Origin of the sequence: Olsenella profusa DSM 13989 (assembly GCF_030811115.1) — a bacterium.
Taxonomy (GTDB): Bacteria; Actinomycetota; Coriobacteriia; order Coriobacteriales; family Atopobiaceae; genus Olsenella_F; species Olsenella_F profusa.
The window spans coordinates 286,967-305,049 of record NZ_JAUSQK010000001.1; the positions used below are offsets into that span (position 1 = coordinate 286,967).

17 protein-coding genes and 1 tRNA gene are annotated in these 18,083 nt (G+C 62.5%); 2 read left to right on the forward strand and 16 right to left on the reverse strand.

The window, feature by feature from the left end:
• Positions 1 to 232 precede the first annotated feature (232 nt).
• Positions 233 to 1,207, forward strand: a complete 975-nt coding sequence (locus tag J2S71_RS01275; protein ID WP_021726925.1) for a LysR family transcriptional regulator — start codon at positions 233 to 235, stop codon at positions 1,205 to 1,207.
• On the opposite strand, the gene J2S71_RS01280 is transcribed toward J2S71_RS01275, so the two are convergent.
• The 7 genes from J2S71_RS01280 to J2S71_RS01310 form a co-directional block, all read right to left on the reverse strand.
• Entirely contained in the window at positions 1,204 to 2,439 is a 1,236-nt protein-coding gene (locus tag J2S71_RS01280) for a sensor histidine kinase (RefSeq protein ID WP_021726842.1), read from the reverse strand. The two genes, J2S71_RS01275 and J2S71_RS01280, sit on opposite strands and share 4 nt — an antisense overlap.
• A 24-nt stretch (positions 2,440 to 2,463) precedes the next feature.
• Positions 2,464 to 3,138 carry a response regulator transcription factor gene (locus J2S71_RS01285; protein ID WP_021726808.1) on the reverse strand — a complete coding sequence of 225 codons (675 nt, stop codon included), beginning with the start codon at positions 3,136 to 3,138 and terminating at the stop codon, positions 2,464 to 2,466.
• Positions 3,135 to 3,788, reverse strand: coding sequence for a GTP pyrophosphokinase (locus J2S71_RS01290; protein WP_307388285.1), 654 nt, complete (start codon positions 3,786 to 3,788; stop codon positions 3,135 to 3,137). The genes J2S71_RS01285 and J2S71_RS01290 overlap by 4 nt, the downstream gene beginning before the upstream one ends.
• A gap of 121 nt (positions 3,789 to 3,909) precedes the next feature.
• On the reverse strand, positions 3,910 to 4,734 hold the full coding sequence (locus J2S71_RS01295; protein WP_307388287.1) for a histidinol-phosphatase HisJ family protein: 825 nt from the start codon (positions 4,732 to 4,734) through the stop codon (positions 3,910 to 3,912).
• Between the two features lie 165 nt (positions 4,735 to 4,899).
• Entirely contained in the window at positions 4,900 to 5,280 is a 381-nt protein-coding gene (locus J2S71_RS01300; protein WP_021726788.1) for a hypothetical protein, read from the reverse strand.
• A gap of 21 nt (positions 5,281 to 5,301) precedes the next feature.
• A complete protein-coding gene (locus J2S71_RS01305; RefSeq protein ID WP_021726771.1) occupies positions 5,302 to 6,792 on the reverse strand; it encodes an aminotransferase class I/II-fold pyridoxal phosphate-dependent enzyme in 1,491 nt (496 codons plus the stop codon).
• A 364-nt stretch (positions 6,793 to 7,156) separates the two neighbouring features.
• Positions 7,157 to 7,861, reverse strand: coding sequence for an aspartate/glutamate racemase family protein (locus J2S71_RS01310; protein WP_307388289.1), 705 nt, complete (start codon positions 7,859 to 7,861; stop codon positions 7,157 to 7,159).
• A 405-nt stretch (positions 7,862 to 8,266) separates the two neighbouring features.
• Between J2S71_RS01310 and J2S71_RS01315 the strand changes: the two genes are divergently transcribed.
• Positions 8,267 to 8,869 (forward strand): hypothetical protein, encoded by a 603-nt coding sequence (locus tag J2S71_RS01315; RefSeq protein ID WP_307388291.1) that lies wholly within the window; start codon positions 8,267 to 8,269, stop codon positions 8,867 to 8,869.
• Here the strand turns inward: J2S71_RS01315 and J2S71_RS01320 are convergent.
• From J2S71_RS01320 to J2S71_RS01360, 9 genes are all read right to left on the reverse strand, one after another.
• Positions 8,795 to 9,322 carry a type II toxin-antitoxin system VapC family toxin gene (locus J2S71_RS01320; protein ID WP_307388293.1) on the reverse strand — a complete coding sequence of 176 codons (528 nt, stop codon included), beginning with the start codon at positions 9,320 to 9,322 and terminating at the stop codon, positions 8,795 to 8,797. The two genes, J2S71_RS01315 and J2S71_RS01320, sit on opposite strands and share 75 nt — an antisense overlap.
• Complete coding sequence (locus tag J2S71_RS01325; RefSeq protein ID WP_307388295.1) at positions 9,319 to 9,675, reverse strand: type II toxin-antitoxin system RelB/DinJ family antitoxin; 357 nt, start codon at positions 9,673 to 9,675, stop codon at positions 9,319 to 9,321. Before J2S71_RS01325 ends, J2S71_RS01320 begins: the two co-directional genes overlap by 4 nt.
• Before the next feature lie 151 nt (positions 9,676 to 9,826).
• A complete protein-coding gene (locus J2S71_RS01330) occupies positions 9,827 to 11,641 on the reverse strand; it encodes an ABC transporter ATP-binding protein (RefSeq protein ID WP_021726913.1) in 1,815 nt (604 codons plus the stop codon).
• A gap of 145 nt (positions 11,642 to 11,786) precedes the next feature.
• Positions 11,787 to 11,877: transfer RNA gene (locus J2S71_RS01335), tRNA-Leu, on the reverse strand.
• A 115-nt stretch (positions 11,878 to 11,992) separates the two neighbouring features.
• Positions 11,993 to 13,045: an ABC transporter ATP-binding protein gene (locus tag J2S71_RS01340; RefSeq protein ID WP_021726844.1), complete on the reverse strand. Its 1,053-nt coding sequence runs from the start codon at positions 13,043 to 13,045 to the stop codon at positions 11,993 to 11,995.
• A 1-nt stretch (position 13,046) separates the two neighbouring features.
• Positions 13,047 to 14,180 carry an ABC transporter ATP-binding protein gene (locus J2S71_RS01345; protein WP_307388296.1) on the reverse strand — a complete coding sequence of 378 codons (1,134 nt, stop codon included), beginning with the start codon at positions 14,178 to 14,180 and terminating at the stop codon, positions 13,047 to 13,049.
• Positions 14,180 to 15,145, reverse strand: coding sequence for an ABC transporter permease (locus J2S71_RS01350; RefSeq protein ID WP_040652218.1), 966 nt, complete (start codon positions 15,143 to 15,145; stop codon positions 14,180 to 14,182). Before J2S71_RS01350 ends, J2S71_RS01345 begins: the two co-directional genes overlap by 1 nt.
• 9 nt (positions 15,146 to 15,154) lie before the next feature.
• Positions 15,155 to 16,195, reverse strand: a complete 1,041-nt coding sequence (locus J2S71_RS01355) for an ABC transporter permease (RefSeq protein ID WP_021726879.1) — start codon at positions 16,193 to 16,195, stop codon at positions 15,155 to 15,157.
• A 146-nt stretch (positions 16,196 to 16,341) separates the two neighbouring features.
• Positions 16,342 to 17,967 (reverse strand): peptide ABC transporter substrate-binding protein, encoded by a 1,626-nt coding sequence (locus tag J2S71_RS01360; RefSeq protein WP_021726795.1) that lies wholly within the window; start codon positions 17,965 to 17,967, stop codon positions 16,342 to 16,344.
• Positions 17,968 to 18,083 lie beyond the last annotated feature (116 nt).

Sequence of the window (18,083 nt, forward strand, 5' to 3'; positions counted from 1 at the left end):
CCGTAAGGCTAGAGCAGGCAGACGAGGTTTCCCACCAGCAGCGTGGAGGCGGCGGAAAGCGCCACGAGCGCGCGACCCGTCCTGCGTCCCCAGGGCGCAGGCGGCACATGATCACGAACGCCAGCGTTCGGAATCGCTGACGGCACCCCTGCCGTGGCTGGCACCTAGAATGGGTATTCGTATGACATGTGCCAGGACATGGTCCGGGCGTCGGATGTGACAAGGAGGAGTCGTGCAGATCCAGCAGTTGCGTTACCTGGTGGCCGCAGCGGAGCATGGCTCCTTCAGGGCGGCGGCCCAGCACCTCTTCGTCTCGCAGTCGAGCCTGTCCGTGGCCATCGGCGACCTCGAGCGCGAGTGCGGGACCACGGCGTTCAGCCGCACGACCAGGGGCATCACGCTCACGAGCGAGGGCGTGGAGCTTGTGAGCTATGCCCGGCAGGTGCTGGAGCAGGTCGACCTCATGGAGCGCCGCTACGCGCGCGACCGCGTACGGGAGACGCGCCTCTGCGTGTCATCGCAGCATTACTACTTTGTGGTGGAGGCATTCGGCGACTTCGTCGATGCGCACGGCGGCGAGGGCGCCTGTGACTTCTCGCTGCGCGAGACCTACACCAACCAGGTCATCAAGGACGTGCAGGACTCCCGCAGCGACCTGGGCGTCATCTACCTGAGCAACTACAACGACCGCGTCATCAGGCGCGTGCTGGAGGCCGGGGACCTGCGCTTCATGTCGCTCTTCGTGGCGCAGCCGCACGTGTTCGTGAGCGCGCACAACCCGCTGGCCGAGCGCGACTCCATCGCGCCGGAGGAGCTCACGGGGCTCTTCCGCTACGTGCAGGAGCAGGGCATCCAGAGCTCGTCGTACTTCGCCGAGGAGCCGCTGGCCACCATACCCAACGCACGACGTATCACCGTGGGCGACAACGGGACGCTGGCGCGGCTGCTCGCGCGCGGGGAAGGCTATACCATCGCCACGGGCGTCTTTCCCGAGAACGAGGGGCTTGTCTCCGTCCCGCTCGAAACCGACGAGGTCATGAACGTGGGCTACATCGCGCATGCCGACAGGGGGCCGAACCCCCTGCAGGACGAGTTCCTGGGGTTCCTGATGCGTCGCATCATGGACTACAGCGGCACCGTGGAGCCGTCCTCCCTCGTCTTTGACCGCCTGCGACAGGCGGATCCGCCGGCGGGCGACGGGCGCTAGTACAGCACGCAGGTGAAGCTCACGACGCCACCCTTCCAGGAGGCCTTGATGGAGCCGTTGCTCTCCTCGCAGATGTGCTGTGCGATGGACAGGCCAATGCCGTAACCCGACTGGTTGCCATGTGAGGTATCGCCCCGATAGAAACGATCGAAGAGGCGGTTGAAGTCGATCGAGGTGCCGTCCGCATAGGTGTTGGACACCACGATGCGCGCGCCCCGGCGCCAGAACCCCAGCACGCGCGAGCGTTTGAGCGGGGAGACCTTCACGAGGATGCTGCCGTTCTCATCGCAGTACTTGCAGGCGTTGTCCACGAGCAGGCGCAGCAGCTGGCTGACCGTCTCCCGCGACGACGCCACGGTGACGCCGGAGCTGGGCGTGCTCGCGAGCGTCAGGCCACGTTGCTGCGTGACGGCCTGATAGGTCTCGACGACCTCGGCGGCAACCTGGGCGACGTCCACCTCTGCCAGCTCCTGGTCAGCCGGCACCTCTTCCGCGCGAGCGAACTCCACGAGGTTCTTCACGAGGCCATCGAGGTAGTCAACCTGTCGGAGCGTCGATTGGCTCCACTCGGACTCCCCCTGCAGGGCCTCTTCGACCTCGGTGTTCGCGCGTATCACCGCCAAGGGCGTCTTGAGCTCGTGGCTGGCGTTGGTGATGAACTCCTGCTGTCGCTTGGCCGCCTCGATCTCGGGCTCGATGGCGCGGCGCGAGAGGAACCACACGAGCACGAACGCCACGGCAAGGCCCGCGCCAAGGAAGACGAGGGTCATGGAGCGAACCCTGCGGCCCTCCCCCAGCTCCACGGTGCCGTTCACGAAGGCGATGGCCTTGCCGCCGTCGGGTGCGTCCACCACCTTGTAGTAGTAGTCGCCGATGGAGCCCGAGCCAAAGAGGGAGCCCCTCACCTGCTGGGCGAGGTCTACGGCCATCGCGCGATCCATATCGGCGTCGGCATCCAAGCCGACGTCCAGCACGTTGCCACGGCTGTCCAGGACAACCATGAAGTACTGGACGTCGTGCCTGGCGGTGATGCTCAGGCTGTCGCGGGCGTTCTCGGGCAGGACGCCGTCATTGGTGATGATCGAATCCAGGATGCCATCCATCCGTGACTGGGCTGCATTGACATAGGCGCCGTTCACGGCCACGGCGATGAGGACCATGATGGCCAAGAACGCCATGAGCATGATGGCGATGATCTTCGTGCGCAGGTGGCGGATGGCCTTCTCTCCCATGCGAACCCCCTCGAATATGGCGGGCTAGCCGTGGCGCGACACGTCCAGCGTCACGCCGCTGTCAGCCCCCTCCGCGATGACAAGCGCCGATCCCACGGCAGCGAGCTTGTCCCTGAGGTACGAGAGGTACAGCACGAGGCCCTCGTCCGTAGCGGTGGAATCGTCCCCCCACACATGCCCCAGGATGAAGGCGCGCGAAAGCGGACGGCCCACATTGCGCATGAGCAGCTGCAGGAGCTCGGCCTCGCGCGACGAGAGGCACACGGAGTTCTCGGCCGAGAGCTCGGACGTACCCATCCTGAGGGTGGTGCCGCCAACCGAGAGTGGGGCATCGTCGGTGGTGGTCTGCCGACACATGGCGCGCACGCGCGCGAGCAGCTCGCGCATGGCAAAGGGCTTGGGCAGGTAGTCGTTGGCACCAGCGTCCAGGCCGGCCACGCGGTCGTCGACCTCCGCCTTGGCCGTCAACAGCAGCACGGGCGTCTTGACGCCACGGTCGCGCATCTTTCGCAGGGCCTCGATGCCGTCCATCCGCGGCATCATGATGTCCAGGATGATGCCGTCAAATGTCTCGGCCATCACGTGGTCGAGCGCCTCCTGGCCATCATACGTGCAGGTGACCTCGTAGCCGCTCTTCTCCAGAATCGCCTGGAGCGCCCGATTGAGGTCGAGGGTGTCCTCTGCGATCAGCAGCCTCATGAGGCCTCGCCACCCCCCATCATGGTCGTGGTGTCGCTTGCGTCACTGGCGCGGATCATGTTCCGGATCGTCTGCATCGAGAGGTCCGTGGAGGCCAGCTCGTCGGCACAGCGCTTGAGCTCCGACGTTATGAGGGCGAGGTTGCCGCCCACGTCGTGCTTGTACTTGATCTGATGCTCGAGGGCCGCCCAGGTGTCCTGTGATATGGTGCGAATCTGGAACTCGGCACAGAGATCCCCCTCCACGCGCACCACCATATGGTAGCTGCGATACCCATTGGGCTTCACGTGGCGGATGTAGTCCTTCTCCTGCACCACCTCGATGCCGGGGAGCGCAGCCACGCGGTCACGCATGAGGTAGACGTCATCGAGGAACGTGCAGACCAGGCGGATGCCCACGATGTCGTAGACGTTCCGGAGCACGACCTCTCCCGTAGGGGGCATGCCCTTGCGCGCGCACTTCTCCCGGATGCTCTGGACGCTCTTGATCCTGCCCAGGCAATGCTCGATGGGATCCTCGCCCTGCTCGCGCTCGAGGTTGGCACGCAGCTGCTCGACGCCTGCCAGGAGACGGTCCCTCAGGGCCATGAGGTCGGCGAGCCTGCCCCCATAGATGGGATCCTCGTTCGCGCCAGCAGTGGCTTCCGTCATGTCGTCGTCTCCTCCAGATGCGCCGGTATCCCTCTAGTCTTGCCCAAAGTGGCGGCACTCTACACCATCCATGCGTGGGAAGACAACAATCGGCATACCCCGACACACAGGAGCTTGCGCCTCATGCCAGGGCGTCAAGGGCAAGCTGGCGCATTCCCACGCCACCCATGGCGTCGTGCGCAAGGATGTTGACGTGCGTGAAGCCGGACGCGATGGCCGCACCGACGGCCACATCAAAGCCCCCGTCCAAAAGCTCGCGCTGGTGCGCGTCCGAGTTGATGAGGATCTCGCCGCCAAAGCCGTGCAGCGCGCGCAGGAGCTCGCGGCGCGGATAGAGCTCCTCCTTGCGGCCGCGGTTGTAGGCACCGCAGTTGATCTCAAACGGAACTCCCTGCCTCACCAGGTGCTCCATGGCCTCCAGGGCCGGCGTCAGGTAGCGTGGGTCCGTCTCGTCAAAGGCGCGCATCTGGTCGTTGAAGCGGGTCACGAGGTCAAAGTGACCCACGAAGCTGCAGTTCGTACGGTCGTGCACCTGTGCCTCGAAGTCGTAGTACGACCGCACGAGCGCATACCAGTCCCCGTCATAGAACTCGCGGCAGAGCGTCTCGAGCATACCGGGCGTGTTGTCCACGCTCATGGGGACCTCGGTCTCGACGGGCAGGAAGTGCGTGGAGCCAATGACGTACTCCGCACCGGGACAGCAGGCGGGGTCGTAGGCATTGTCCAGCTCAACGCCCATGAGGATGTCCAGGCGGTCACCGTAGCGCGCCTTCATGCGGTCCATCTCCGCAACATAGGACGGCCAGTCCATATGGATGTCCGGGTCCATGTGCCCCGAGAAGCCCAGGTGCTCAAAGCCCAGGTCAAGGGCCTGCCGAACCATCTCCTCGGCGGTGTCGGTACCATCACAGAGCACGGTGTGCGTATGGTAGTTGGCTTTGAGCATGGCCTCTCCCGTCACATAGGGGTCGATACCCAGATGGTACCGTCCAAAGCGTACGTACGGTGCGCCTCGCGTGACGTCTGCCCAGTTGGCATTTGCAAAAACGCATCCAACGCACACGTCGAGCGGCGCCCACACCGCACGTGGCGGCGCTCACGACCAACGAGCCTACTGCTTCGGCAGCCTCCCCGACTCCTGGGCGCGCCTGATGGCCATCTCCATGTTGGCAAACATCGGGGCCGTGGAGGCATCGGGCAGCCCCTCGCCCTCGTAGCTGCCGCCAAAGAGGACGCCCAGCATGTCTGGCAGCGGGCTCCTGTAGCCGGAGTCCTCGGGCACATACCCAATGACGTCATAGCCCGATGCCATCAGGGCCATCGAGACCACGGAGAACTCGACGCCGAGCCCCTCCGCAATCTCGGGCAGCGCCCTGTCGGCAGGGAGGTCCTCAAAGCCGAGCTCATCAAGAATGCCCTTCAGGCCGGGGTTCTCCCCCACGAGCTCTCCCACCGGCCGGCTCACGTCCAGCGTCCGTACCTCGTTTGGCATGCCCTCTCCCCTCGTTGCCTACTACTGCCGATAGTACCCCAGAAACTCCTCGAGCTTGTCCATGGCCTCGTGCAGGGTGTGCTTGCGTGGCAGATAGACGATACGGAAGTAGCCCTGGGTCATCCAATTGAACCCCTTGCCGCCCACGACGAGCACGTGCTGGTCCTTGAGCAGGTCAAGGGCAAACTGGTCGTCATCGCTGATATTGAACTTCTTGGGATCGAGTCGGGGGAAGATGTAGAATGCCGCCTTGGGCCTCATCACCGAGACCCCGTCGATGGCCGACAGTCGTTCGTAGACGTAGTTGCGCTGCTCAAAGACGCGCCCGCCCGGCACGAGGAGCCGCTGGGAGGCCTGCGTGCCGCCCAGGCAGGTCTGCACCACGGACTGCGCGGGCACGTTGGAGCACAGGCGCATGTTGGACAGCATGTTGATGCCCTCGATGTAGTCCATGGCCAGGCGCTTGTTGCCCGAGAGGCTCATCCAACCGATGCGGTAGCCCGCGATCATGTGGCTTTTGGAGAGCCCGTTGAACGTCACGCAGAACAGGTCGGGCGCCAGGCTGGCGATGGAGGTGTGCCGCAGGCCATCCATCACCAGGCGGTCGTAGATCTCGTCCGCGAAGATGACCAACTGGTGCTCGCGTGCGATCTGGACGATGCCCTCCAGCAGCTCACGCGGATAGAGCGCGCCCGTGGGGTTGTTGGGGTTGATGACGACGATGCCCTTGGTGCGCGGCGTGACCTTGGCACGGATGTCATCGAGGTCGGGGCACCAATCCTGCTGCTCGTCGCACAGGTAGTGCACCACATGGCCACCGGCGAGCGTGGCGCAGGCCGTCCACAGCGGGTAGTCGGGGCTGGGGATGAGGATCTCGTCGCCATCGTCCAGGAAGGCCGACATGGCGAGGTTGATGAGCTCGGAGGCGCCATTGCCGGTGTAGATGTCCTCGACGTCCACGTTGGGGATGTCCTTGAGCTGGTCGTACTGCATGATGGCCTTGCGTGCGGAGAAGAGGCCGCGGCTGTCAGAGTAGCCCTCGCACTCGGTGAGCTGATCCTGCATGTCCTTCACGACCTCGTCGGGCGTACGGAAGCCAAAGGGGGCGGGGTTGCCGATGTTGAGCTTGAGGACGTGCGTGCCCTGGTCCTCCATGCGCATGGCCTCGTCGAGCACCGGACCACGCACGTCGTAGAGCACATCGTTAAGCTTGGTGGACTTCTTGAACCTTCTGACGGTCATGGGCAGTTCCTCCTGGGGTGACAACGCTGAAATTGAACTTTTTTGAGTGGGCTGTGTGCCATCGAGCTGGCTCACGGGAACGTCGAGAAGCGTGGCTAGCATGGCAAGCATGCCCGCACGGGGCACGGTCTTGCCGCTCAGATACTGGGAGAGCTGACTTTTTCCCAGCTTGCGGCCCTGCTCATGGGCCAGGCGGACAAGGTCGGACTGCTTGAGACCCCGTTCTCTCAGCGCCGAGGCAAGACGTTCCGCGAAGGTGTCCGCTGCCATATGCCCTCCTTCGGAAGTTAAGTTCAAAACCAGAGTTCAATCAATTGGACATGATGATACTAGTTCACTTCCTACAGGCTACAGTGAGTTCAATATTTGGTTCAATTTATGGATAAGCCGTGGTGACACAGCTGTCAGCATCGAGACGACCCCGCAAGGATCTGCGTGCCGTCGATGGTACGGGGCCCCTCCCGGCGTGTGGGTGCCATATGCTCCGTGTGGGTGCCTTCCTCCCGGATGACACAGTCACGACCTGCAGGTTCGTTGGCCTCTCTCGGGAGATTGGCACCCACATGGCGCGAAAGGCACCCACACGAGGCGCATCGGGGGCAACGCCGGGGCACGATGCGACCCAGGGGCGGGCCTAGCCGTGGGTCGCATCTCCCATTACCACATCAACGAGGGCATCAATGTGCAGCTGCAGGACATCGATGGCGGGAATGGGCAGCTCGCAGCGATGCGCCAGCATGGGCAGCTCCGTGCAGCCAAGGATGACGGCCTGTGCACCCTCGCCAGCCCCCTGCTCCACGATGGAGCGGAAGCGTGCCACGCTCTCGTCGCGCACGACGCCATGCTCGAGCTCGTTGGAGATGATGTCCCACAGCCAGGTCCTCTCCTCGGCGTTGGGAGAGACCACGGGCACGTGCGAGAGGATGATGGGCTGCTTGAGGAAGGGCTGCTCCATGGTCGCCCTGGTGCCCAGCAGGAGCACCGCACGATAGCCCCGACGAACGATCTCGTCGCGTATCACGTCCACGATGCTCACGAGCGGAATGGGCGAGCGATCCACAAGTTGCTCGAACACGATGTGTCCCGTTACGCAGCAAAGCGCAGCCACGTCACAGCCCGCCGATGCCAGATGTTCGATGCCGCCCATGAAGTAGTCCGTCAGCTCGTCCAGGCGCCTCTCGGCCGCCAGGGGCATGACATCGTAACAACTCATGCTTTCGATGGTCAGAGGAGGAAAGTAGTCTCTGCCCACACGCCTGCGGACACCCTGGGTGATACCCAGGTAGTAGTCAATCGTGGATTCGGGACCCACGCCTCCGATGAGACCAAGCTTGTGCATATGCCCCTCCTGTCGCCAGCCGTGGGAACGAGGCCCGTTCCCGTTCGGCCTATCATAGTGGAATGCAACCGGTGACACTTTGAGAGGGGCACCCATGGACGCAGGCTCGCGGACCGCGCTGGGGCTCTTGGCCGAGATGAACGTGCGGTACCTGGTGCCGGCGTACCAGCGGCCCTACTCGTGGGACGAGGCCCGTGCCTGCGCTCGCTCGTGGACAACCTGGAACGCCCCGATACGCCGATCCAGGAGACGTCCGCGCGCATCATGGGCAGCCTGGCGCTCTTCGAGCGCCGTGTCTCCACGCTCCAGGACCTTGGGGCGCTCTGACGGGTCCCCCGGCGCCTGGAGGTGATCTCCATCGAGCTCACGTAGGACCGCGACCAGCCACAGCTCATCTTCGAGTCCATGAACTCCACGGGCAAGGGCCTGAGCTGCGCCGACCTCGTGCGCAACTTCGTGCTCATGGACTTCCCCATCACCGAGCAGCGGGAGGTCCACCACAGCTACTGGCGCCAGCTCGAGGTCGTCCTCGCGCGCGTCAAGCAGTATGGCACCGTCAGGGACGACGTGTTCGCAGACTTCACGCACTGCTACCTCACCGAGGTGGAGGCACGGCAGGGCTTTGCTGCCATCGACGCCTGCCAGGCACTCAAGGCCCATGCCTGGCAGACGGGCTACAAGGGGCAGGGGCGCATGCGCTTCTTCTGTCTCGACCTGCGTGACCATGCCAACACCTATGCGTCCGCCCTCCCAGGCGAGCATCACGACGCCGCAACGCACAGCGTGAAGCGCATCTCCCCGGCCACGGGGACTGGGCAACCTGGAGACGCTCGGAGCCTCGGGCAAGGGCGCGGACGACTGGATGCGCTGGCGCCGCGGCGCCGGTGGCCCGCTCCTGGACGCCCTGCGCGAGGAGCTGCTGTAGCGGTGACGCTACCCCTCCCCCAACAGGAGCCCGGCCTCCATGAGCTTGACTGCCTCGACAGAGCTCACCGCACGCACGGGTGACGCCTTGAGCAGACGGGTGTCATTGGTCACCAGATAGCTGGCGCCCGCACGAACGGCAGCACACACGACCAGGGAATCCTCAAAGTCACCAATCACATCCTGATACTTCGCTGCGAGCCAGAGGTCGGACTCATCACAGCCTACCGCCGTTGCCACCGAACGCATTCTGTCCACACAGGACCATGCCAAACGGTAGACGTGGCTCGCCTCGTCTTCGGTGAGCCCCCCATGCTCCCTGAGGCGTTGTTTGGTACTTCGCTCGCACAGGTAGAAGACGTCCTTTACGGCATGGACGGGGTAGAGTAGCTTGCAGTCGTGCTGTCGGGCACGTCGGATAAGCGTTCTTGCGCCCTCTGTTTGCATGCGCCAAGGTAGCAGTGCGTCCAGCCATACATTTGTGTCCACGAGCAACGAGGGTGTGCCCACAGAGCCCTCGAACGCAGGGATGCTCATGCCAGCCCCTGTGCCGCATAGCGCTCGAAGAGGTCATCTGCAACGGCGGCATCGTCATCGACAGGGGTGACGTCTGTGCCGAGCTCGATATGTGGCCTCAACTGCTCAAGACCGTCAGAAATTATCGAGAACATACTGTCGAGCTCGGCATCCACGGACTCTGAGCTCTCCCCGCGCACAGGATCACATAGGATGTGCTGCAACGCAGCCAGGCTCTCTCCCCTCTCTGCAGCGCGACCCCACAGCAAGCGCACGGCCACAGAGGGGCTCAGCCCAATCTGCGAGAGGGCAGCATCCCCACGCTCCTTGAGACTTCGGTCAAGACGCACGTTTATCTGTGCTGTCGCAGTCATGATCGTCTCCTTTGCTTTACTGTAAAGCAATTATAGCGCACAGCATGAGCTGAAGGCTCCCTGCCGTCGACCTGTCGGGAAACGGTTACGGAAGTACGTCGATGTCCCTAGTTGGCATATGGCCAGCCATTGCGCTTTTATGAGCGGTAGCCTACCGGGCCTCTCCATCGAGGAAGCCACCGGTCTGGCGATCCCACAGGCCAGCATACTCGCCACCCGCCTCCACCAGCTCGTGGTGGGTGCCATCCTCAACCACCTGTCCATGGCTCAGCACCACGATGCGGTCGAGCGACGCCACCGTGGAGAGGCGGTGCGCCACCACGATGGACGTGCGCCCGCGCATGAGGTTCTCGAGCGCGCCCTGCACGAGCGCCTCGGACTCGGAGTCGAGCGCGCTGGTGGCCTCGTCCAGCACGAGGATGGGGGCGTCCACGAGGATGGCACGGGCGATGGCCACGCGCTGGCGCTGGCCGCCGGAGAGCCTGACGCCCCGCTCGCCCACCATGGTGTCGAAGCCCCCAGGCAGACGCTCGATGAACTCGAGCGCGTTGGCTTCGGCGGCCGCCGTGCGGATCTCCCCCTCCGTGGCGTCCGGCTTGCCATAGGCTATGTTCTCGCGGATGGTGCGGTGGAAGAGCAGGGCCTCCTGGGGCACGTAGGCCACCTGCTGGCGCAGGGACTGCTGGGTGCAGTGACTCACGTCCTGTCCGTCCACGAGCACCTGGCCCTGCTGGACATCATCCAGACGCAGCAGCAGCTTGGTGAGGGTGGTCTTGCCCGAGCCGGAGCGGCCCACCAGACCCATGCGCTGCCCGGCGGGAATGTGCAGGTTGAGGTCCTGGAAGACGTAGTCGTCCTCCGGCGCGTCCGGATAGCGAAAGCCGATGTGCGAGAAGTCGATGGCACCCTCCGTCACCTTGAGGGGCTTGGCTCCCTCGTCGTCCGCCACGAGCGTGGGCTCGTCGAGTACACGCGTCATCTCGGCGGCGTCACCCAGAGCACGGTTGATGCGCGCCATCATGGAGTTGAAGTAGTTGAAGCGCATCGTGAGGTTATAGGTATAGGTGAACATCATCACGAGCGTACCGGCGCTGATACCGAACCAGGCGTTGCCGCCCGACACGAAGATGGACACGATGAGCATGATCACCGTGATGAGGAACGACGTGATGAAGCCGCGACGCATGGCGGCGCGCATGTTGACGTTGGCCGCACGCATGGCATCCTGGTCGGCCTGGGTGAACGTGTCGCGCTCGAAGTCCTCGCGCCCGTAGGTCTTCACGGCAAGGATGTTGGTGACGGCGTCGGACAGCACGCCCGAGAGGCGGTTCTGCGCGTTGGAGGCGTCTGAGGCCAGCACCAGGATGCGCTTATACATGCGATAGGCCAACAGCACGTAGAGCATCAGCATGAGCATGAGGACGAGCACGAAGCTCGGGGCGGAGGGAGCCAGGGTCGTGATGGTGAGCACCACGGAGGCGAGGGTGGGCCACAGGCTGTAGGTGAGCACGTCCACCAGGCCGGAGTAGCCGCTCACGAAGCGCGAGGTCTGGCTCACGAGGCTGCCGCCAAGGCGACTGTCATGGAAGGTCATGGACTGGTTGGAGAGCGTGTCGAAGCACAGGCGCGAGAGCTGGTAGTCCCCGTTGATCTCGAGCTTGTAGACCGAGTAGTCCTGCAACTTGGAGAGCACCTGTCCCACGGCGTTGACCAGCAGGAGGGCCAGGATGTAGGGGCCGAAGACCTGAAACACCTGATCAGCCGCCACGGGAGATGCCTGCACGCGGTCCACGATGAGGCCCATCACATACGTGTTCGCAAAGGTGAGCAGCGCGATGTAGCCAACCGAGCTGATGATGGAGAGGGCGAAGACCCCAGGCTTCTGCCTGGTGACACCCCAGAAGTAATGGAGCGTGCGCCCGATGGTGGCGCGGTCGTTCGCGTCGGTCGTCTTGCGAAGTGCCATGTGATCCCCCAAGTAGGTGCCGTGTGCAGAAGGTGCAGGCGATATACCCGAGGTTGATACCCATTTGTCGGCCGCTGTTTCGGCCTGGGTCTGACTCCGGTCACACAAGGAGGGGGCCTCCCGAAGGAGGCCCCCTGATCATGCGTGGTGTCGGAGGCGGGACTTGAACCCGCACGACCTTTTAGTCAGTCACTAGCACCTCAAGCTAGCGCGTCTGCCAATTCCGCCACTCCGACATTCATGTGGTGCAGGAAGAACGATAACACAGCCCTTGACTCATGGCAATGGAAAAAGATGGACCCTGCGACCCATGCGACATCCCGGTCACGCAGCAGAAAGCAAGCTGACAGCCTACAGCCTGACAGAGGCCCCCTTGATGGGATGGGGCTCCGCAAAGTGGCATGCGCAGAAGTGTCCCTGCCTGATCTCGCGCAAGGCAGGGACCTCCTCGGAGCAACGCTCCCGTGCGATGGGACAGCGCGTATGAAACGGACAGCCTGAGGGCGGGTCAATGGGCGAAGGCACGTCACCGGCAAGGATGATGCGCTTACGCTTGTGCTGGACGTCAGGATCGGGGACGGGCACCGCAGAGAGCAGCGATTGCGTGTAGGGGTGGCAGGGTTCCACATAGAGGGACTTCCAACCGGAGCACTCCATGAGGTGTCCCAGGTACATGACGGCCACACGATCGGAGCTATGCTGCACCACCGAAAGGTCATGCGCAATGAAGAGGTATGCCGTCTCGTACTCCCTCTGCAGGTCGGAAAGCAGGTTCAGGACCTGGGCTTGGATGGAGACATCGAGCGCCGAGACCGGCTCGTCGCAGATGATGAGCTTCGGATGCACGGCAAAGGCGCGAGCGATGCCCACACGCTGGCGCTGACCACCGGAGAACTCATGGGGATAGCGGTTGATGTGCTCGGGATTCAGGCCAACGATATCCAGAAGATCTCGCACATACTTCGTGCGCTTCGCCCGATCGGGCAGGATCCCATGAATCAGCAGTGGTTCGGAGATGATCTCCCCGATGGTCATGCGTGGGTTCAACGATGCGTAAGGGTCCTGGAAGATATACTGGATGTCACGATGCATCGCTTTGAACTCGGACCTGCTCATCTTGGCAATGTCCTTGCCATCGAAGAGGACCCTCCCGGACGTAGGGGTCGTCAGGCGCATGATGGACCGCCCGGTCGTGGACTTGCCACAGCCGGATTCGCCAACAAGACCGAAGGTCTCACCTGGATAGATGTCAAAGCTCACGTCCTCGACGGCGTGGACCCTCTTCGCATCCCTACGCTTGGAGGCGATCACGCCGGACTCGATGGGAAACTCCTTGGTGAGGTGCTCGACCCGTAGCAGAGGCCTCCGCTCGGTGCGAGCCTCCCTGTGCTCGGTACGTGACATCCTATGCCTCGCCTCCTTCCCCGTTTGAGGCGCCCACAGACGCGGCGCCGTCACCGTCCCTCGACCGCGAGGTGTGCGGCGCATTCCTCGCAACGAACGCGGCATCATGCGAGTAGTGGCAGCGGGAATAGTGGCCTGTCTCGCCTACATAGAGCTCGGGCTCCTTCGCCCTACAGAGATCGGTCGCATAGGGGCAGCGTGGCGCAAACACACAGCCTGCAGGTACGCTCACCAATGAGGGCGGATTGCCCTTGATGGGCGTGAGCGCATGCTTGGCATCCATGATGGGATCAGGGATGGAGCGTGTGAGACCCCAGGTATAGGGGTGCATCGATGCATAGAAGATCTCGTCTGCCGTGCCGAATTCGACGGGCTGCCCCGCGTACATGACCATGATCTTGTCCGCCACGTCAGCGACGACACCGAGGTCGTGCGTGATCATGATGATGGCGTTGCCGTTCTGACTCTGCATCTGTTGCATGAGCTCGATGATCTGCGCCTGGATCGTGACGTCAAGGGCGGTGGTGGGCTCGTCGGCAATGAGGATGTCGGGATCGCAGGCAAGCGCCATGGCAATCATGACGCGCTGACGCATGCCACCAGAAAACTCATGGGGGTAGTCCCTCACGCGCTGCTCGGGATTGGGGATACCCACCATGTCAAGAAGCTCGATGGAACGCTGGAGCGCCTGCCTCTTGCTGTACCCACGATGGAGGATCATGCCCTCGCTGAGCTGGCGCCCTATGGTATAGACCGGATTGAGGGAGGTCATCGGATCCTGGAAGATCATCGCGATGTCGTTGCCACGGATATGCTCCATCTGCTCCTCGCCCATCTTGAGCAGGGACTCACCGTGATAGCGGACATCTCCGCCCTCGATGCGCCCCGGTGGCATGTCAACTAGGCCCATGATGGTAAGGGATGTGACGGACTTGCCCGAGCCAGACTCCCCGACAACTCCCAGCGTCTCCCCCCTGTCAAGCGTATACGAGACACCATTGACGGCCTTTACGACACCATCCTGCGTGTGAAAGTACATCCTGAGATCGTCAACCTCAAGCAGATGCCGTCCGTCAGGAACCGGCTGCTCCTTGAGATCCCTATAGGTGACGTCCTTCTTCCTTCTGAATAGCATCATGCATCCTTCATCTTGACGTCGAGGGCATCGCGCAGACCGTCACCAAGGAGCGTGAACGCAAGGACGGTCAGCAAGATCGCAAGGCCCGGCATGATCATGAGCCATGGTTGTGTCGCAAGGAACTTCTGTCCATCCTCAATGAGGATTCCCCAGGAGGGGTCGGGTGGGACGACGCCCATGCCCAGAAACGAGAGCGCCGCCTCGGTGAGAATGGCGCCACCGATGTTCATCGTGGCATAGACCACAATGGATGCGACGGAGTTGGGGAAGATGTGTCGCACGATGATGCGCGCATCCGATGCGCCCATGGAACGTGCGGCATCCACGTAATCGTTCTCCTTGACCGAGAGAATCGCCGAGCGGAACACGCGAGCGATGGAGGGCCATCCCAGAACGCCGATGGCAATGAACACGTTTTGGATGCCGGATCCCAACACCGCCAGCATCACGATCACGAAGAGCGTATAGGGGAATGCCAGGAAGATGTCGGCAAGGCGCATGATTATGGTGTCCCATATACCACCATGGTAGGCCGCAAGCGCACCCATCACCAGGCCGATGGCCGTGGAAATCGCCGTTGCCAGGATGCCGACGGCCAGGGAGATGCGCGCACCATAGATGACGCGCGAGAGCACGTCACGTCCAACCTGGTCGGTGCCAAAGGGATGCTGGGCGCTCATAGGCAGGCGAGCGTCATAGAGCTGGGCCGTGGGACTACCAAGTGCCTGGGGAACCCAGAGGTCGGCGGTGAGGGCCACGATGACGATGAACACGACCCACACGACAGCGGCAATGGCAAGCCGATTCCTGCGGAGACGTGCGAAGGCGTCACCCCAGAGCGTGCGGGAGGGTGCCGCCGAGACCGCTTGGGTACCCTCGGGAGGTGCGGCACTGCGCTGATCTTCCGGCGTCTCAATGCCCACGGGCTCGCCCTTCCTGATGGTCTGAAAGGTCTTCCTCATGCGTCCCACCTACCCCTGGTCCTTGGACTTGCCATATCTGATACGTGGATCAAGGAAGGCATAGCTGATGTCGACGACGAGGTTGATGACCATAACCACCAGGACAATGACCGTCACGGACCCAAGCACGATGGGCCAGTCGCGCTGCGTGATGGCACGATAGGTCTCGTATCCCACTCCGGGCCAGTTGAAGACCGTCTCGGTAAGGATGGCGCCGGCAAGCATGGTGCCGAAGTCAATGCCGATGTAGGTCACGACGGGAATGAGGGCGTTCTTCAGGGCATGATGAAGAATGACCGCATGACGAGAGAGGCCCTTGGCGCGAGCCGTGCGAATGTAATCCTGGTTCATGATCTCCAGCAACTGGGAACGCATGATACGCGCCGTATACGCCGTCGAGACCGATGCGAGCGTAATGGCTGGAAGGATGTAGTACATGCCACTGCTGAACTCGGCATATGGTCCACCCGCCCCAGAGATGGGCAGATAGGCCGATCCTCCCGTGGCATTCTTGAGCACAATGCCGAAAAGGAGCTGCAGGAGCATGCCCAACCAGAATGCCGGCATGGCCACGAGGATGGACGTCGAGAGAGTCACCAGGACGTCCCAGAACGAGTATCTCTTGATGGCCGAGACCATCCCGGCAAGGATGCCTATCACCGCCTCTATCAGAATGGCCACGATGGCCAAACGGATGGTATAGGGATACTTCTCGGCAAGGATGTCGGCAACGGGTCTGCCCGACTGCTGATAGGAGACGCCCAGATCGCCGTGGAGCAGACCACCGACATACAGCACATAACGCTTCCAGAGAGGGGTCTCGATGGTATGCCCTGTCTCGTCATAGACGATGTTGCCATCTCCGTCGGTCTCGATGAGGTGATAGGTGGCACGCAGGTTGTTCTCGGTCACCTGGTCAAGCTGCTTTTCGCCCGCGATGAGCTTGATGGGGTCGCCGGGAACGACGTTCTGCATCAGGAACAGGATGAGCGTCACACCCAAAAAGACGGGAATGAACTGCAGGATGCGCTTTGCGATGTATCTACCCATGAAGGGGACTCTCCTTGGTTGGGTCTGCCCCATGACAGGGACGAAGGCACATCTTGCCTGGGACGAACCCATATGAACGGGGGCGGGCACCTAACCTGATACCCGCTCCCGACCTCTGCTGTCTTGGGATGGCCTGCGCCGTGAGGCTACGCCTTGAGCGTCGTCGTGGCGAAGTCCACCTTGTTCTGAGGGTCGAGATAGAGGCTCTCGACTCGCTCGCTACCCACCCAGTTGTGAGCGTAGAACATCAGGGGGACGATGGGCATGTCCTCACCGATGAGCTGATTGACCTCGCGGAGCTTGGCCTTGCGCTCCTCCTCGTCAGCAATCTGTCGGGCATCATCGATGCCCTGGTCCACCTCGTCATCCTTATACTTGGAGTAGTTGTTGTCAGCGGTGCTGTAGAAGTTGGGGTAGAGCATGTTGTCGATCGTGGGATAGTCGGCAATCCAGCCGAGACGTCCCATCGTAAAGTCGCCGCCCTTGAGCTTTTGCAGATAGGAGGCCCACTCCTGGGACTCTTGCTGAACCTTCAGCCCCACGGCCTCAAGATCGCTCTGCACCATGGACATGATGTCCTCATGGCCACCACCCGAGTTATAGGAGAGGGTCACCTCGGTACCGGCAAGGCCGTTGTCGTCAATGAGCTTCTGGGCCGCATCCTTGTCGTACCTGCAGTCCGCCCAGGCGTTGCTGCCGTCGGGATCGAGCACCGTGGGGATGACGCTGTCGGCTGGGATGCGTGTGCCCTCGAAGAGCGTGTCGCAGATGCTCTGCCTATCGATGGCCAGCGAGACGGCATGACGCAGGTTCTTGTCAGGCATCTTCTCGATGTTGATGGCGAGGTAGTAGACGGACAGCTCGGCGCCCGTCAGGGTCTGGTGACCCGGCGTCACGGTGTAGCCGTCATCCGACTTGCCGTACTTCTCGATGGTCTCGTTGAAGCGACCGGTGGGGATCTGCGCCATGTCGATATTGCCACCCTCGAACTCGCGGAAGGCCGTGTCGGGATCCTTCTGGATGGAGAAGTTGATACCGTCGAGCTTGGCCTTCTCGCCATAATAGTCATCGAAGCGCACGACGTTGATGTATTGGTCGGCCACCCACTGGCCATCCATCTTGAAGGGGCCATTGCCAATGGGGGCCACCAGGAAGGACTCGGGGTCGTCGAGGGCAGCCTGGGGCACGGGCGCCAATGCGGAATGCGTGCACACCGTAAGGAAGTCGGCCATGGACGAGCTTAGGGTCACCTCGAACGTGGTGTCATCCACGGCCTTGAGGCCCTCCATCTCGGTTGCCGTGCCCTTGAGAAACTCGTCGTATCCCTTGACGGGAGCAAGATGGTAGTTGATCTCAGATGGGGTAGCCATCTTTGGGTTGACGATGCGCTCCCAACCGCGCTTGAAGGAGGCCGCATCGACGGCATCACCGTTGTGGAACGTGGCCCCCTTGACGAGATGGAAGGTGAAGACGGTGTCATCGTCATTGACCTCCCAGGACTCGGCGGCCTTGCCCACGACCTCGTGCTTGCTCCAGTCGTAGCCGACCAGCGCGTCGAAGAGGATGTGCTCGACCTGTGTGCCCTGATCCTCCTGCGTGTTGTAGGGGTCGATGGCAACGGGATTGTTGATGTAGTACTTGAGCGTGCCGCCCTTCTTGCCTTGGCCCGTGCTGCCGTCCCTCTTGCCGCAGGCGGCCAGGGTGGCAAGGGCACTAGCGGCAAGCCCTCCCCCAATGAAGCCGCGACGACTCACCACATGATCGTTTTTCATGCTCTCCTCCTCTGTTGACGGGAACCGCTCCAACCTGACACCGCCACGACACCACATGAATCATACTGGTTATTTTAAGGAACAATGGGCATGGTATTGCCTTGCGGTGCTCGCTT

What these genes read in the sequence shown, in the direction of transcription:
- J2S71_RS01295 (WP_307388287.1), bottom strand. Translation starts at nt 4,734, where the DNA reads ATGCTCAAAGCCAACTACCATACGCACACCGTGCTCTGTGATGGTACC.
- J2S71_RS01330 (WP_021726913.1), bottom strand. Translation starts at nt 11,641, where the DNA reads ATGGCACTTCGCAAGACGACCGACGCGAACGACCGCGCCACCATCGGG.
- J2S71_RS01280 (WP_021726842.1), bottom strand. Translation starts at nt 2,439, where the DNA reads ATGGGAGAGAAGGCCATCCGCCACCTGCGCACGAAGATCATCGCCATC.
- J2S71_RS01290 (WP_307388285.1), bottom strand. Translation starts at nt 3,788, where the DNA reads ATGACGGAAGCCACTGCTGGCGCGAACGAGGATCCCATCTATGGGGGC.
- J2S71_RS01305 (WP_021726771.1), bottom strand. Translation starts at nt 6,792, where the DNA reads ATGGCAGCGGACACCTTCGCGGAACGTCTTGCCTCGGCGCTGAGAGAA.
- J2S71_RS01310 (WP_307388289.1), bottom strand. Translation starts at nt 7,861, where the DNA reads ATGCACAAGCTTGGTCTCATCGGAGGCGTGGGTCCCGAATCCACGATT.
- J2S71_RS01360 (WP_021726795.1), bottom strand. Translation starts at nt 17,967, where the DNA reads ATGAAAAACGATCATGTGGTGAGTCGTCGCGGCTTCATTGGGGGAGGG.
- J2S71_RS01340 (WP_021726844.1), bottom strand. Translation starts at nt 13,045, where the DNA reads ATGTCACGTACCGAGCACAGGGAGGCTCGCACCGAGCGGAGGCCTCTG.
- J2S71_RS01315 (WP_307388291.1), top strand. Translation starts at nt 8,267, where the DNA reads ATGAACTCCACGGGCAAGGGCCTGAGCTGCGCCGACCTCGTGCGCAAC.
- J2S71_RS01325 (WP_307388295.1), bottom strand. Translation starts at nt 9,675, where the DNA reads ATGACTGCGACAGCACAGATAAACGTGCGTCTTGACCGAAGTCTCAAG.
- J2S71_RS01345 (WP_307388296.1), bottom strand. Translation starts at nt 14,180, where the DNA reads ATGCTATTCAGAAGGAAGAAGGACGTCACCTATAGGGATCTCAAGGAG.
- J2S71_RS01320 (WP_307388293.1), bottom strand. Translation starts at nt 9,322, where the DNA reads ATGAGCATCCCTGCGTTCGAGGGCTCTGTGGGCACACCCTCGTTGCTC.
- J2S71_RS01350 (WP_040652218.1), bottom strand. Translation starts at nt 15,145, where the DNA reads ATGAGGAAGACCTTTCAGACCATCAGGAAGGGCGAGCCCGTGGGCATT.
- J2S71_RS01285 (WP_021726808.1), bottom strand. Translation starts at nt 3,138, where the DNA reads ATGAGGCTGCTGATCGCAGAGGACACCCTCGACCTCAATCGGGCGCTC.
- J2S71_RS01355 (WP_021726879.1), bottom strand. Translation starts at nt 16,195, where the DNA reads ATGGGTAGATACATCGCAAAGCGCATCCTGCAGTTCATTCCCGTCTTT.
- J2S71_RS01300 (WP_021726788.1), bottom strand. Translation starts at nt 5,280, where the DNA reads ATGCCAAACGAGGTACGGACGCTGGACGTGAGCCGGCCGGTGGGAGAG.